Annotated in this window: 15 protein-coding genes; 10 read left to right on the top strand and 5 right to left on the bottom strand. The window is 56.7% G+C overall.

The genetic code is table 11. The features are described 5' to 3' along the window. From CMO10_RS08880 to CMO10_RS08845, 8 genes are all read left to right on the top strand, one after another. Positions 1 to 1,117, top strand: a 1,117-nt coding sequence (locus CMO10_RS08880) for a class I SAM-dependent methyltransferase (protein WP_297020905.1), incomplete at its 5' end; no start/stop codon positions are given. Positions 1,118 to 1,159: 42 nt separating this feature from the next. After that, the gene (pgeF, locus tag CMO10_RS08875; protein ID WP_297020902.1) at positions 1,160 to 1,981 is read left to right on the top strand and encodes a peptidoglycan editing factor PgeF; all 822 of its coding nucleotides are present in this window, start codon (positions 1,160 to 1,162) and stop codon (positions 1,979 to 1,981) included. Between the two features lie 90 nt (positions 1,982 to 2,071). Further along, positions 2,072 to 3,085: a hypothetical protein gene (locus tag CMO10_RS08870; RefSeq protein ID WP_297020900.1), complete on the top strand. Its 1,014-nt coding sequence runs from the start codon at positions 2,072 to 2,074 to the stop codon at positions 3,083 to 3,085. Positions 3,086 to 3,390: 305 nt separating this feature from the next. Next, the gene (locus tag CMO10_RS08865) at positions 3,391 to 4,323 is read left to right on the top strand and encodes a ribose-phosphate pyrophosphokinase (RefSeq protein ID WP_044827833.1); all 933 of its coding nucleotides are present in this window, start codon (positions 3,391 to 3,393) and stop codon (positions 4,321 to 4,323) included. A 123-nt stretch (positions 4,324 to 4,446) separates the two neighbouring features. After that, positions 4,447 to 5,079, top strand: a complete 633-nt coding sequence (locus CMO10_RS08860; RefSeq protein WP_044827834.1) for a 50S ribosomal protein L25/general stress protein Ctc — start codon at positions 4,447 to 4,449, stop codon at positions 5,077 to 5,079. Positions 5,080 to 5,094: 15 nt separating this feature from the next. Beyond that, entirely contained in the window at positions 5,095 to 5,880 is a 786-nt protein-coding gene (gene pth, locus CMO10_RS08855) for an aminoacyl-tRNA hydrolase (protein ID WP_297020895.1), read from the top strand. Between the two features lie 64 nt (positions 5,881 to 5,944). Then, positions 5,945 to 7,048: a redox-regulated ATPase YchF gene (gene ychF, locus CMO10_RS08850; protein ID WP_044827836.1), complete on the top strand. Its 1,104-nt coding sequence runs from the start codon at positions 5,945 to 5,947 to the stop codon at positions 7,046 to 7,048. 144 nt (positions 7,049 to 7,192) lie between these two features. Then, entirely contained in the window at positions 7,193 to 7,930 is a 738-nt protein-coding gene (locus tag CMO10_RS08845) for a glutamine amidotransferase-related protein (protein WP_297020891.1), read from the top strand. A 21-nt stretch (positions 7,931 to 7,951) separates the two neighbouring features. Here the strand turns inward: CMO10_RS08845 and CMO10_RS08840 are convergent, their stop codons facing one another. The 4 genes from CMO10_RS08840 to CMO10_RS08825 form a co-directional block, all read right to left on the bottom strand. Beyond that, positions 7,952 to 8,464, bottom strand: coding sequence for a DUF2478 domain-containing protein (locus CMO10_RS08840; RefSeq protein WP_297020888.1), 513 nt, complete (start codon positions 8,462 to 8,464; stop codon positions 7,952 to 7,954). A 3-nt stretch (positions 8,465 to 8,467) separates the two neighbouring features. Further along, positions 8,468 to 9,508, bottom strand: coding sequence for a zinc-dependent alcohol dehydrogenase family protein (locus CMO10_RS08835; protein WP_297020886.1), 1,041 nt, complete (start codon positions 9,506 to 9,508; stop codon positions 8,468 to 8,470). 38 nt (positions 9,509 to 9,546) lie between these two features. Beyond that, complete coding sequence (locus CMO10_RS08830; RefSeq protein ID WP_297020883.1) at positions 9,547 to 10,533, bottom strand: rhomboid family intramembrane serine protease; 987 nt, start codon at positions 10,531 to 10,533, stop codon at positions 9,547 to 9,549. Between the two features lie 66 nt (positions 10,534 to 10,599). Next, the gene (locus CMO10_RS08825; RefSeq protein ID WP_044827841.1) at positions 10,600 to 11,523 is read right to left on the bottom strand and encodes a LysR substrate-binding domain-containing protein; all 924 of its coding nucleotides are present in this window, start codon (positions 11,521 to 11,523) and stop codon (positions 10,600 to 10,602) included. Between the two features lie 164 nt (positions 11,524 to 11,687). On the opposite strand from CMO10_RS08825, the gene CMO10_RS08820 reads away from it, so the two are divergent. Beyond that, positions 11,688 to 12,215, top strand: a complete 528-nt coding sequence (locus tag CMO10_RS08820) for a peroxiredoxin (protein ID WP_297020877.1) — start codon at positions 11,688 to 11,690, stop codon at positions 12,213 to 12,215. A gap of 179 nt (positions 12,216 to 12,394) precedes the next feature. Next, on the top strand, positions 12,395 to 12,931 hold the full coding sequence (ahpD, locus tag CMO10_RS08815; RefSeq protein ID WP_064787361.1) for an alkylhydroperoxidase, AhpD family: 537 nt from the start codon (positions 12,395 to 12,397) through the stop codon (positions 12,929 to 12,931). A gap of 85 nt (positions 12,932 to 13,016) precedes the next feature. Here ahpD and CMO10_RS08810 read toward each other — a convergent pair whose 3' ends face one another. After that, the gene (locus tag CMO10_RS08810) at positions 13,017 to 13,823 is read right to left on the bottom strand and encodes an alpha/beta fold hydrolase (RefSeq protein ID WP_297020872.1); all 807 of its coding nucleotides are present in this window, start codon (positions 13,821 to 13,823) and stop codon (positions 13,017 to 13,019) included. Positions 13,824 to 13,864: the final 41 nt, after the last annotated feature.

Below are 13,864 nucleotides of genomic sequence, written 5' to 3'. Positions count from 1 at the left end.
GACCGACAGCCCGCTTTTGGCCCATATCAAGCGCCGGATCAATGTATCCGGGCCGATCACCATTGCCGATTTCATGACCGAGGCACTGGCCCATCCGGAATACGGCTATTACCGCAAGCAGGACCCGTTTGGTCGGGCGGGTGATTTCATCACTGCCCCGGAAGTCAGCCAGATGTTTGGCGAACTGATCGGGCTTTGGGCCGCAGTCACCTGGCAGCAGATGGGCTGCCCGCCAAAGATCGACCTGATTGAACTGGGGCCGGGCCGTGGAACGTTGATGTCTGATGCGCTGCGTGCTGTGCGCAATGTGCCGGGCTTTGGCGATGCCCTGACCGTGCGGTTTGTTGAAACCAGCCCGGTTTTGCGCACCCATCAGCAAACCGCGATCATGGCCTATGGCATTCCGGCGACCTGGCATGAAACGTTTGATGACATTCCCACGCGTGCCAATGTCCCGGCAATCGTTATTGGCAACGAGTTCTTCGATGCGCTGCCGATCCGTCAGTTCGAACGTGGCGAAAAAGGTTGGGCCGAACGGCTGGGGGGGGTGGATGCCAAAACCGGCGAGCTTGGCTTTGTCCGTGGCGCGGAAACACCGATCACCGATGCGCTGATCCCGGCCACCATGCGTGGGGCCGCGAAGAAGGGCGATATCTTTGAAAGCTGTGCGCCGGCCATCGCCATTGCCGATCAGATCGCAAGGCGTTTGAATGAAACGGGTGGCGGGGCGCTGTTTATTGATTATGGCCATCCCGGCAGTGCGTTTGGCGATACGTTCCAGGCGCTTATGGGGCATGAATACCACCCGGTTCTGAGCAATCCGGGCGATGCGGATTTGACCGCGCATGTTGATTTTGCCGCCATCGGGCGGGCGATGAATGAAGCAGGTGCGCGCACCGGTGCGGTTCTGACCCAAGGGACGTTCTTGCGCATGCTTGGGATCGAGCAGCGGGCCGAGCTTTTGAAAACCAGTGCCGATGACGATCAGCAAACCGCGATTGATCAGGCCCTGTCGCGGTTGATCGATGCCGATCAGATGGGAACGCTTTTTAAAGTTCTGATCGGATATGGTCGCGATACCACCCCGCCGCCTTGCGTCAGTGGCGTGGCGGGCTAAATTCATCTCGACCGGAACGCCTTGGGAACGGAGCAGGCCAGCATGACACATCCGATCAGCAGCGGGATCGAACGCAGCACCAACGGGCTGACCTGGTTTGAAGCAGGCAACCTGTCGGAGACGGATGGGTTGCGCCATGGGTTCTTAAGCCGCAAGGGTGGGGTCAGTGACGGCATTCATGGCGGGCTTAATGTCGGGTTCGGGTCTGACGATGACAAGGACCGCGTTGCCGAGAACCGCGCACGCGCCGCATCGGCGTTTGACACCAGTGCCGATCGCCTGACCACGGTTTATCAGGTGCATGGCATTGATGTTGCCGTCCTTGATAAGCCGCTTTCGCGTGATGAGGCCCCCAAGGCCGATGCAATGGTGACAGACCGGCCAAACATCATGCTGGGTATTCTGACCGCTGATTGCACGCCGGTTCTGTTTCATGACCCGGTTGCGGGCGTGATTGGCGCATGTCATTCCGGCTGGCGCGGATCGCACGGTGGCATTTCGTCCAGCACGGTTGATGCGATGGAAAAGCTTGGTGCCAGGCGCGAAAACATTCACGCCGCTGTTGGGCCATGTATTGCGCGTAAATCCTATGAGGTCGACGGCACATTTCGTGACACCATCCTTGCCGGGCCTGAAGGCGAAGACGACCTTTTTGACCGGTCGGTCCGCGATGGGCATTTCATGTTTGATCTGCCGGAATATGTGCGGCGCCGGACGATTGCCACCGGGGTGGCTTCGGTCGAGCTGGTGGCGCGTGATACGCTGGCCGAAGAACAGCTTTTTTACAGTTACCGTCGAACGACGCTGCGCAAGGAGCCCGATTACGGCCGGCAGCTTTCGGCGATCATGTTGACAGAGGCGTAACGTCATGCCGCATTTGATCATGCTGTTCTTCTTTATGATCGTCGCGACCATGGTCGGTTGTGTGATGATGTGAGCACGAAAATATCCCTGATGAAGTCTTTCCTGCGTTCTGTTGTTTTGATGTTTGCCATGGCCGGTTTGCTTGCGGCCTGTGGTGATTTGCCGCGCCCGTTCGAAGGGGCCGGTCGTGCCGGCGATCCGGGTTTGCTTGAGCTGCGCGATACCGGAACCGTTCGGGTCGAGGCGACCGAAGATTTGCCGGACGGGGCATCCGTCCATCTGGCGCGCGCGATGGCACGTGCCCTTCGCCTGCGTGATATTCCGGCCTATAGCGAAACCGATACCGGCGGTGATTACATCCTGCGCCCGAATGTGCAGGCCAGCCTGACCGATAATGGGGCGGCACTTGATATCACCTGGGTTCTGATGCGCCCGGACGGGCTTGCGATTGATACCACCCGATCAACTGGCGAGTTGGCGGCCGATCAATGGTTTGCCGATCAGCCGACGGGGCCTGAGGAAAACAACCTCGCCATCCCGCAAGAACTGGTCGAGAAAGTCCGCGAGCTTGGAGGCAAGGCGGATGACCCGTTGGCGAAAACATATGAAGGGTTGGTCGCCCAGCCAGCAGACGAGATTGCCTTTATGATTACCGGCGACCGGTCGTCGCTTCGGGCAGCCCCGGTGATGAAGGTGGCGCTCATTGATTTTGCCGGTGCGCCGGGGGATGGCAACACAGCCCTTGCGCGGTCCGCCGGGGCATTGTTGCAGGCACGCGGCATCACGGTTGATAACCGCGAGATGAATGAAAACAGTGTCATCCTGTCTGCGACCATTAATGTCAGCCCGGTTGAAGAAAAAACCACGACCCCGCTTGATCGGGTGTCGATCGAATGGATCATCATGGAAGTTGATGGCACGGAACTGGGGCAGATGAACCAGAACAATGTCGTGCCGCGTGGTCAGCTTGATGAGCGGTGGGGCACGGTGGCATCCCTTGCAGCACAGGCGGCGGTCGAAACCCTTGAAGGGGTTCTGGGCCAGATCGCAAACAGCAAGAAGCTTCAACTGCGCGATGATAATAAAACGGCATCGGTGCGTTAAACCGCTAGCGTGAAATGGCCGATGGGCAGGGTGTGCATGACAGCCTTGTCGTTATTCGGCATTGGCCCCATTTACAGACTGTTAACGGCTGGTTATAAAGCCGCCGCGATCTGCGGACATGCAGAATTGCCGCGTTTTGGTCTTTGAGTGTCGTGAAGGTGTCGTTGATTGCTGCGGAAATTCCCAGTTTCCGGGCTGTTGGGCGACAAGGGCAAACAGGGCTGAAGGCGGCTATCTGTTCGGGTCGGAGTCGCAAAAAGATTTAGTTATTCGCTTTCCCGGCACCCATTAACCGAGGCCCCGCTATGAAGATCCTCGCTGGTAACAGTAACCGCCCGTTGGCTGAGGCAATTGCTGACCATCTTAATCTGCCGCTTACCCGTGCAGATGTTAAGCGTTTCTCTGATGAGGAAATCTGGTGCGAAATTCAGGAAAACGTCCGCGGTGAGGACGTTTTTGTGATTCAGAGCACCTCTTATCCTGCAAACGACAACCTGATGGAACTGCTGGTGATGCTTGATGCGCTGCGCCGCGGTTCGGCACGTCGTATCACGGCCGTCATGCCGTATTTCGGCTATGCCCGTCAGGACCGTAAATCGGGTCCTCGTACCCCGATTTCGGCGAAACTGGTTGCCAACCTGATCACGGTTGCCGGTGCAGACCGCGTTCTGACCATGGACCTTCATGCCGGTCAGATTCAGGGCTTCTTCGATATTCCGCTTGATAACCTGTTTGCATCGCCGGTTCTAACCAGCGACATCCGCAACAAGTTTGAAGGCCAGAAACTGGTTATCGTAAGCCCGGACGTTGGTGGTGTGGCGCGTGCGCGTTCCGTTGCAAAACGTCTGGACGCTGAACTGGCGATCATCGACAAACGTCGTCCGCAGGCCGGTGTTTCCGAAGTCATGAACGTCATTGGTGACGTCAAGGACGCAGCTTGCATCCTGGTTGACGACATCGTTGATTCCGCAGGGACGCTTTGCAATGCGGCCGGTGCGCTGAAAGATCGTGGTGCATCGTCGGTTGCGGCTTATGTTTCGCATGGTGTTCTGTCTGGTCCGGCGGTTGAGCGTATTGCCAATTCGCCGATGACCGAAGTCGTTACCAGTGATTCGATCAAGGCATCGGATGCGGTACGCGATTGCGGAAAAATCAGACAGCTTCCGATTGCCCCGCTGATGGCTGAAGCCATCCGCCGCATTTCGGAAGAAAAATCTGTTTCCGTTCTTTTCGATTGAGGGTATAAGGCCCTCGCTGCGGTGGCACCCCTGGAGGCCACCGCACTTGTTTTCGCAGGCTTTCAGCGGTGAATCTCACCAACCTGCGGGGGCAAATTACTTTTAGTTCAAGGAGATTTTCCGATGGCAAATACTGTTATCAATGCGGAAATCCGTGAACGGGCCGGAAAGGGGGCCGCCCGTGCCGTGCGTCGTGCCGGTATGGTCCCTGGTGTTATCTATGGTGCAAAACAGGATCCTGTTCTGTTCCAGGTTGACCCGCGTCCGCTTTGGAAACTTCTGCATGCGCCGGGCTTCTATTCCCACGTTCTGACCGTTCAGGTTGGCAAAGAGAAATACGAAGTTCTGCCGCGCGACGTTCAGTTCGACAAGGTTTCTGACGAAATCATGCATGTCGATCTTCTGCGCTTCTCCAAAGGCCAGACCATCAACGTTGAAGTTCCGGTTCGCTTCGAAAACGAAGAGAAATCCCCGGGCCTCAAAAAAGGTGGCGTGCTTAACATCGTTCGTCACGACGTTGAAGTTCTCTGCGCACCGAACGCAATTCCGGAAGAGCTGGTCTTCGACCTTTCCGGTGTTGAAGTTGGTGACTCGATCCACATTTCGGCAATCAAACTGCCGAAAGGTGTTGAGCTTACCATCACCGACCGTGACTTCACGGTTGCGACCGTTGCTGCGCCGTCTGCTCTGCGTTCGGAAGAGTCTGAATCTTCTGACGAAGAAGGCGAAGCAGAAGCAGAATCGACCGAAGAATAAGATCGAGGTCTTACGATGTTACTGGTGGTTGGATTGGGAAACCCGGGATCGGGATATGCCGCCAATCGTCACAACATTGGCTTCATGGCGGCGGACGAACTCGTCCGCCGCTATTCTTTTGGTCCCTGGCGCAAGAAGTTTCAGGGCCAGATTTCCGAAGGTGAATTGAACGGTCAGAAAGTTCTGGTTCTTAAACCGGAAACCTTCATGAACCTGTCGGGGCAAAGCGTTGGCGAAGTGCTGCGCTTTTACAAGATTCCGGTCGAAGACGTTATTGTCCTGCATGATGAGCTGGACCTGCCACCGGGCAAGCTGCGCGTCAAACGCGGCGGCGGCCATGGCGGCCATAACGGTCTGAAGTCCATTGATGCCCATTGTGGCAAGGAATATCGCCGCATTCGTTTGGGTATTGGCCATCCCGGGGATAAATCCCGCGTGCATGGCCATGTGCTTGGAGATTTTTCCAAGGCCGAACAGGATGGCTGGCTGATGACGCTTCTGGATGCGGTGGCAGCCGAATTCGGGCGCCTGATCAAGGGCGATGACGGCGGCTTCATGAGCAAGGTCTCGGCCATTGTTTCACCGCCCAAGCCAAAAGCGCCGAAAAAGGACAAGCCGGCGGCGGACAAAGCCAAAGGTGACAAGACCATTGATGCCGATAACCAGCCACAGGCGGGTGAGGGGATCGATGATCTTTCAGGGGCGGCAAAGGTGCGGCTTGAGCGCGCCGATACCCCGGTCAGCAATGCAGCCTCGGCCATGGCCGAGGCCCTTGCCAAGGCATTTGGCAAAAAGAAATAGTCTGGTTTGCGCGCACGCAAACCGATCCTGATAAACAGAAATTCAAGTTACGGAGCCCGGAAAGATGGGATTCAAATGCGGTATTGTCGGTCTGCCCAACGTCGGTAAATCGACCCTTTTTAACGCCCTGACCCAGACGGCAGCGGCCGAGGCAGCAAACTTCCCGTTCTGTACGATTGAGCCCAATACCGGTCGTGTCAGTGTTCCTGATGAGCGCCTTGATAAAATCGCTGCCATTGCAGGTTCGGCCAACATCATTCCGACCCAGCTGGAATTTGTGGATATTGCCGGTCTGGTTCGTGGCGCGTCCAAAGGTGAAGGCCTGGGTAACCAGTTCCTTGCCAACATCCGTGAAACCGATGCCATCGTTCATGTGCTGCGTTGCTTTGAAGATGACGACATCACCCATGTCGATAACTCGGTCGATCCGGTCCGTGATGCGGAAACCATCGAGACCGAGCTGATGCTTGCGGACATGGAAAGCCTTGAAAAGCGTATTCCGGGTCTGCAGAAAAAGGCGCGTTCGAATGACAAGGACGCCAAGCTGACCATGGACATGATCGAGCGCGCACTTGAAGTGCTGCGCGAAGGCAAGCCAGCCCGTGTTGTCGAGATTGATGGCGAAGACGAAGCCAAGGCGTTTCGTATGCTGCAGCTTCTGACCAGCAAGCCGATCCTTTATGTCTGCAACGTTGATGAAGACAGCGCGGCTGAAGGCAACGAACTTTCCGCCAAGGTTGCCGCCATGGCCGAAGCACAGGGTGCGCGTTCGGTGGTGATTTCAGCAGCGATTGAGGCCGAAGTGGCCCTGCTTGAAAGTGCCGAAGACAAGCAGGAATTCCTTGAAGGTCTTGGTCTTTCGGAAACCGGCCTCGCCCGCATCATTCGCGAAGGCTACAAGCTTCTGAACCTGCTCACCTTCTTTACGGTGGGTCCGAAAGAAGCGCGTGCATGGACCGTCTTTACCGGTGCGACTGCGCCAAATGCAGCCGGTGTCATTCACACCGATTTCGAGCGCGGCTTTATTAAGGCCGAAACCATTGCCTATGACGATTTCATCGAATTCAATGGTGAATCGGGTGCACGCGATGCCGGCAAGCTGCGTCAGGAAGGCAAGACCTACATCGTCAAGGATGGCGATATCTTCCACTTCAAATTCAACGTCTAAGCCCCGGCTTTTTCGTAATGATTCTAAAGGCCACCGTGCAATGCGCGGTGGCCTTTGGCTTTTGGGTGTGTCGTTTTCCCGACGCAGGGCTTGTCAAAAAGGTGAAACGCAGTCTACCTTCGCTATTGCAGCAAAGAGGAACGCATGAACGACCTGAGCCCGAAAAACCGCATTTTGCTTGTTTTCAACTCCGCCACCGGACAGCCGGGACGGTTGGGAACAGTCATGCGCCGCTACGGGTTCGAGTTCGATATTCGCCGTCCTGGTGAAGGCGACGAACTGCCGACCGATCTTTGCAAATATCATCTGGTTGTCGTGTTTGGCGGGCCGATGAGTGCCAATGATGATCATCTTGATAATGTCAGCGCGATCATGAACTGGTTGCCCAATGTGGTGTCGAGTGATGCGATGTATCTGGGCATTTGCCTGGGCGCGCAGATGATGGCGAGATGCCTTGGTGCGCAAGTCGAACCCCATCCCGAAGGCATGACCGAAATCGGCTATTACCCGGTGCAGCCGACCCCGGCCGGAGAGCATCTGTTTCCCGATGAAATGATGGTCTATCACTGGCACAGCGAAGGATTTGGCATTCCCGACGGGGCGGAGCTGGTTGCGACCGGCCCGACATTCCCCCATCAGGCCTATCACGTTGACGAACGTATCTGGGGTCTTCAGTTCCATCCGGAAGTCGATGATGAAAGCCATGAGCGCTGGCTTTCCAATGCCGGTGACAAGACCGATCGCCCGAACGGCCAATGCCCCGATACCCAGCGCGCGGGACGGGCGAAATATGATGCGGCATTTGGCGCGTGGTTCGAACGCTTCGCCGAGAAGGTTCTGGTCAAGAACCGCATGCCAAGCGATGTCGGACAAAGCAGCTAAGCGCTAATTGCTTCGTTTCCCCTAAGCCGAGACCATGTTTGCCGGTGCTTGTGCGAGCCAGTCTTCGATAGCGGTTTCGTCAAAGGCGAGCGCGTTGGCATAGCCGCCATGGAATTCATCCCACGCATCGCGATATTCATCGCGCACCCCGACCAGTACCGGGATTTCCAGATCCATCGCGCGTGAAATCACATCACGCAGGCCACGGCCTTCGGCCTCGCTCCGGCCAAAGCGTGCGATGATCAGCACATCGCTTCCGGCTTCGACATCACGCGACAGCTGGGATGCCAGGGTCGAAAGCGCATCGCCATCAAGCTTGCAGCCCTTGGCCATTTTGCCGCGATTCTTGGTGATCGGCATTTCATCGCCGCTGCGCAAGTTCCGGACATGAACCAGCGTCCCGCAATCGGCATCCTTGCGGCGCTTTTGCACGTAACCGGCAACCGATTTGCCGTTGGCCAGCATTCCCTCGGCAATCGCGGCGAGAAGATCGTCAATCGGGTCTTTGGGGTGAAATGCAATACCTGCCAGCATGGATCAGAACCGATCAATCACGGTAACGCCGGTGGCAGCAAAGCTGTCCATGCTCATCAGTGCCGTGGCACCTTCGGCCAGTGTCACACGATCACCGATCAGCTTTTGCGGTGCCAGTTTGCCCGACTGGATCATGTCGAGCATCGCGTCATAGCGAAACGCCTGCATGCCGTGGCTGCCAAGGATTTCAAGTTCATGGGCGACCACGCGGTCCATCGGCACCCTTGCATGGGCATGATCACCGGTCATGAGGCCGATTTGGATGTGTTTGCCGCGTTTCCGCAGGCACGCGACCGAGTTAAAGCAGGTCACAGCGCTGCCCAAGGCATCAACTGACACATGCGCGCCACCCCGTGTGATGTCCTTGATGGCCGCCGGGATGTCATCAATGGTGGCGGCATTGAGCACCGCGTTGGCACCGAGTTCCTTGGCGTACTCAAGCTTGGCGTCATCAATATCAACCGCGATGACATAGGCACCGGCAGCGGCGGAAATCATGATGGCGGACAGGCCAACACCACCCGCGCCATGGACGGCAATGATTTGACCGGCTGATACCTTGCCCTGATCAATCACGCCGCGGAAGCTTGTGGCAAAGCGACAGCCGAGGCTTGCGGCCGTGGCGAAATCCATTTCATCGGGCAGGCGGACCAGATTGGTGTCGGCGTAATCAATCGCGACATATTCGGCAAAGCTGCCCCAATGGGTAAAGCCCGGCTGGAATTGCTGATCACAGACCTGATGATTGCCGCTATGACATTCCGGGCAATGGCCGCAGCCCGATACGAAGGGCACGGTTACGCGGTCGCCTTCCTGCCAGCGTTTGATGTCCTTGCCGACGGCAACGACAGTGCCGGCAAATTCATGGCCGGGAACGTGCGGCAGTTGCACATCGGAATCGTGGCCCATCCAGCCATGCCAGTCACTTCGACACAGGCCGGTCGCGCCAACCTTGATGACCACGCCACCGTTTTCCGGGGTCGGGTCGGGGAGTTTCTGGACCTCGATGGGGCCTTGATATTCGGTGAAGTAGGCGGCGCGCATTTTCGGAACTCCTCCAAGGACGATCTTTTTACTTTGGCCTAAGTATCATCCTTGTCGCGGTCCGGATGCAAGCGAACAACTTTCGGAACGCCAACCGAAGGCTTGGATTTTGGTTTTGGCTTCGGTTTTGGCGAAGCATCTGGCTGATAGCGACCCCAGGGGGATGTGTCGCGTTCTTCGCCGTCCTTACCCTCTTTGCCCCAGGGACCCCGTTGATCACGGCGCATATTGGCATGCTTGGCGGCGCGCTCCGCCTCATAGGCCGCGGCCCAGGGCGGGATGTTTGACGTCGCACCGCGCGTCTTGCGACCGGGGCGATAGATGCCAAAGGCCGGGGCGGGTGATCCGTCATGCCAAAGCGGCACATTTCGATGCTTGAATAGCGGGATCAGGGCAAGGCCGGCCAGGAAGCCCGCGATATGGGCAACCCATGCAATGCCGCCGCCGGCACCACTGCCGAAATTGATCACCTGGCTGACAAACCAGAAGCCAAGAACGACCACGGCCGGGACATAGAAGATAAACACCCAGAAGAACCACACCAGCACGCGCGCCTTGGGATAAAGCAGGAAATAGGCGCCCAGCACACCGGCCAGCGCGCCGGATGCACCAATCATCGGAATTTCTGACTGGGTATCAAGCAGGCCATGGCCAAGGGCGGCTACAACTCCGCAGGCGAGGTAGAAGATCAGAAAGCGGAAATGCCCCATCGAGTCTTCGACATTATTCCCGAAGATCCAGAGGTACAGCATATTGCCGCCGAGATGCATCCAGCCGCCATGCATGAACATGGCCGAAAAGATCGACAGGAAGCCGAAGCCATCCGGGAAGGGTGAAAAGCCCGGTGGCAGTTCGGCATGACCAAACAGCACGGCCGGGATCGCACCATATTGCAGGTTCATCAGAACAGCGGCGCGCGGATCAAGGGTGACGGTGCCCAGAAACACCACGACATTGATCGCAATGATCGCGTAGGTGACCCATGGCGTGATCGTGGTCGGGTTGTTGTCCTTGATCGGCAGCATTGGCTATGCCCGTTGTCTGTGTCTTAAACGTCGCCCTAATTCCTACGGCGGGCCAACGGCCCCCGATCAGGCAACCACGGCCTCGTCGCGCGGGGCAAGGCGATCGCGCAAATAGGCCGCCAGTTGGCGATATTCGCGTTTACGTGCCGAGCTGCGCCGCCAGACCATGCCGATGCGCCGGATCGGAACCGGATTCTCAAACGGGATGATCTTGAGCAAATCCGGCCGACGTGCTTCGACTTCTAGCGACATTTCAGGCAACAGTGTGGCACCGATGCCCGCACCGACCATCTGAACCAGGGTAGAAAGACTATTGGCCTGGAAATCGGCTGACTTGCTCCAGCCTGCTTTCTGGCAGACTTCAAGCGCCTGATCGCGCAGGCAGTGCCCGTCTTCGAGCAGCAAAAGCTTTTCATCCTTGATGTCGCCAATCTCGAGATGCTTTTTATGCGTCAGCGGATTGTTCGGCGCGCAGGCAAAGACAAAGCGGTCTTCAAACAGCTCAAACTCTTCGAGCCAGTTTTCATCAATCGGCAGGGCAATCAGGGCAAGGTCGAGCTTGCCGGCCATCAGAAGTTCGATCAGCTTGGCTGTCTGGTCTTCGCGCAGAAGCGGCTGAAGCTTCGGGAAGCCGGATTTAAGCGACGCCATGACATCCGGCAAAAGATAGGGGCCGATGGTCGGTATGACGCCGATATGGATCGGGCCTGAAAGCGGGTCGGCGGCGGCCTGCGCCATGGTGGTCAATTCATCGACTTCTTGCAGGATATTTCGCGCCCGCGAAACGACCTCTTCACCCAGCGGGGTCATCAGGACCTGACGCTTGTTGCGTTCGACCAGCTGCGCACCCAAAAGGTTCTCAAGCTCGCTGATCGCAGCCGACAAACTTGGCTGCGTAATGAAGCAAGCCTCTGCTGCGCGGCCAAAATGTCCGGTTTCGGACAAGGCAACTAGGTATTTGAGCTGCTTGATGCTGGGTTGGGCAGCCATAAATTTTTCCTATCAAAACTCGAAGTTTTATCTATTTGTCTTAGGTAATGCATTTCTCTACAAATCGCTAGCAAGCAGTGCATTTTTTGCACCTGCTCACAAAAGTTTCTACGGCCTGTCGGGGGCCGTTCTGTGTTTTTAAAACTGGGTTAGGAGAAACCATAATGCTTACCGTTGGTGATACGCTTCCTGAATTCAATCTGACCGGCGTTTCGGGCAAAGGCCCGGACAGCTTCGCTCCGGTTACCGACAAGTCCTATGAAGGCAAATGGAAGATCCTGTTCTTCTGGCCGAAAGACTTCACCTTTGTTTGCCCGACCGAGATCGTTGGTTACGGCGAACTGAACGGTGACTTCGAAGACCGTGACGCGGTTCTTCTGGGTTGCTCGACCGACACCGACTTCGTGCACGCTGCATGGCGTACCCACCACGAAGACCTGGGTGACAGCCCGTTCGTATGGCTGGCTGACGAGAAAAAAGAACTCTCGACCGCCCTTGGTGTTCTGGCCAAAGACGCCGGTGTTGCCCTTCGTGCGACCTTCATCGTCGACCCGGACAACATCATCCGCCACGTACAGGTCAACGACCTGAACGTTGGTCGTAACCCGCAGGAAGCGCTTCGTATTCTCGACGCCCTGCAGACCGACGAACTTTGCCCGTGCAACTGGAACCAGGGTGACGAAACCCTCTAAGTCCGGTCCGGATGTGACTTTGGGATCGGGCAGTTGCCCGGTCCCGCTTTCCCAGCCTGTGAATATTGCTGCCTTTTGCATTGTCCGCGCCCACCGGGTGCGACACCGACACGGCTGATTTTCAATTCGTTTTTGAATTACGCGTTTATCGCTTCAGACAGTTTCAGAGGATTTTCCCCATGACGTCGATCGTTGAAATCAAGGACTCCATGCCGGCCTATGCCAAGGACCTTAAGCTGAACCTTTCGAGCATGGCCAACAATCCGGGCATGACCGACCAGCAGGTTTACGGTACCGCACTTGCCTGTGCATTTGCATCGCGCAACGCCAAACTGACCAAGGCTGTTGCCGCCGAAGCAAAAGAAAAACTGACCCCGGAAGCTATTGAAGCTGCCAAGGGTGCGGCGGCCATCATGGGCATGAACAACATCTATTACCGGTTCAACCACTTGGTATCGGATGAAGAATACAGCACCATGCCGGCACGCCTGCGCATGAACATCATCGGCAAGCCGGGCATCGACAAGGCCGATTTCGAACTGTTTTCGATTGCTGTTTCGGCGATCAATGGTTGCGGCATGTGCATCGATAGCCATGACAAGGTGCTGAAAAACGCTGGCGTTAAAAAGGAAACCATCCAGAACGCCATCCGCATCGCATCGGTCATTCATGCGGTTGCCGTCGTGATTGACGCTGAAGACGCACTGGCTGACTAAGCCGCGTCACAAAATTCGGGCAATTGCCCAAAAGAAAGCCCCGGTTACCTGACGGTGCCGGGGCTTTTGTTTTGCGTAGATGTGATCAGGCAGCTGCGGGTTCGGTGATGCCGAGATGTTTGAGCGTTGCCGTGATCACCTGATCGGGTTGATCAAAATGCGGGATATGGCCGCAATCCTCGATCAGCATCTTGGTAGCAGGGCCGCCGGTATTGGCACAGATGGTGTGGACCTGCTCATCACTGCCAAACTGATCATCATCGCCCTGAATAACCAGAAGCGGGCAGGTGATGTTGGCGAGTTCATCGACCATATTCCAGTTCAGGAAGTCCGGCTGCCGCCAGGTATCGACCCAGGCGCGGAAGACATCATCGGTCTGGGCGAAGTGATGACGTTGCAGTTTGGTTTTCCAGTCGGTGTCGGCATAGATTTTTGCCGCCTCGGTAATGCCAGAAACGGTGACATCCTCGACAAAGACGTGGGCGGCTTCGGAAATGACGGCTGTTACATTATCCGGGAAGCGCGCAGCATATTTGAGCGCGATGGTCGCCCCGTCGCTGTGGCCAAACAGGATCGGTTTGGTCAGGCCAAGCTCGTTGATCAGACCATGCAGATAGACATCACTTTCGGTGTTGTGGAAATCAATCGCCCGCGGAATGTCGCCCTCGGCATGCGGATCGGACCTGCCGTGGCCGCGCCGTTCATAGACAATCACCGGATGGCCAGTTGCATTCGCCAGCTTTTCAGGAAAATCGCGCCACATGCGGATGGTGCCAAGTGCCTCGTGCAGCATCAGGATGGTCGGCGCATCGGCGCGGACACCTTCGGGAATGATCCGCTGGCAGGACAGGCTGATGCCATTGACGGTGGCATAGAAATTTTCAGGCTTCATATCAGGGGCAATCTTTGTTCGGGCTTTGACCGGATTATTTA

It is taken from the genome of Thalassospira sp. (genome assembly GCF_002709775.1).
Taxonomy (GTDB): Bacteria; Pseudomonadota; Alphaproteobacteria; order Rhodospirillales; family Thalassospiraceae; genus Thalassospira.
This window is presented reverse-complemented; position numbering and strand designations above follow the sequence as displayed.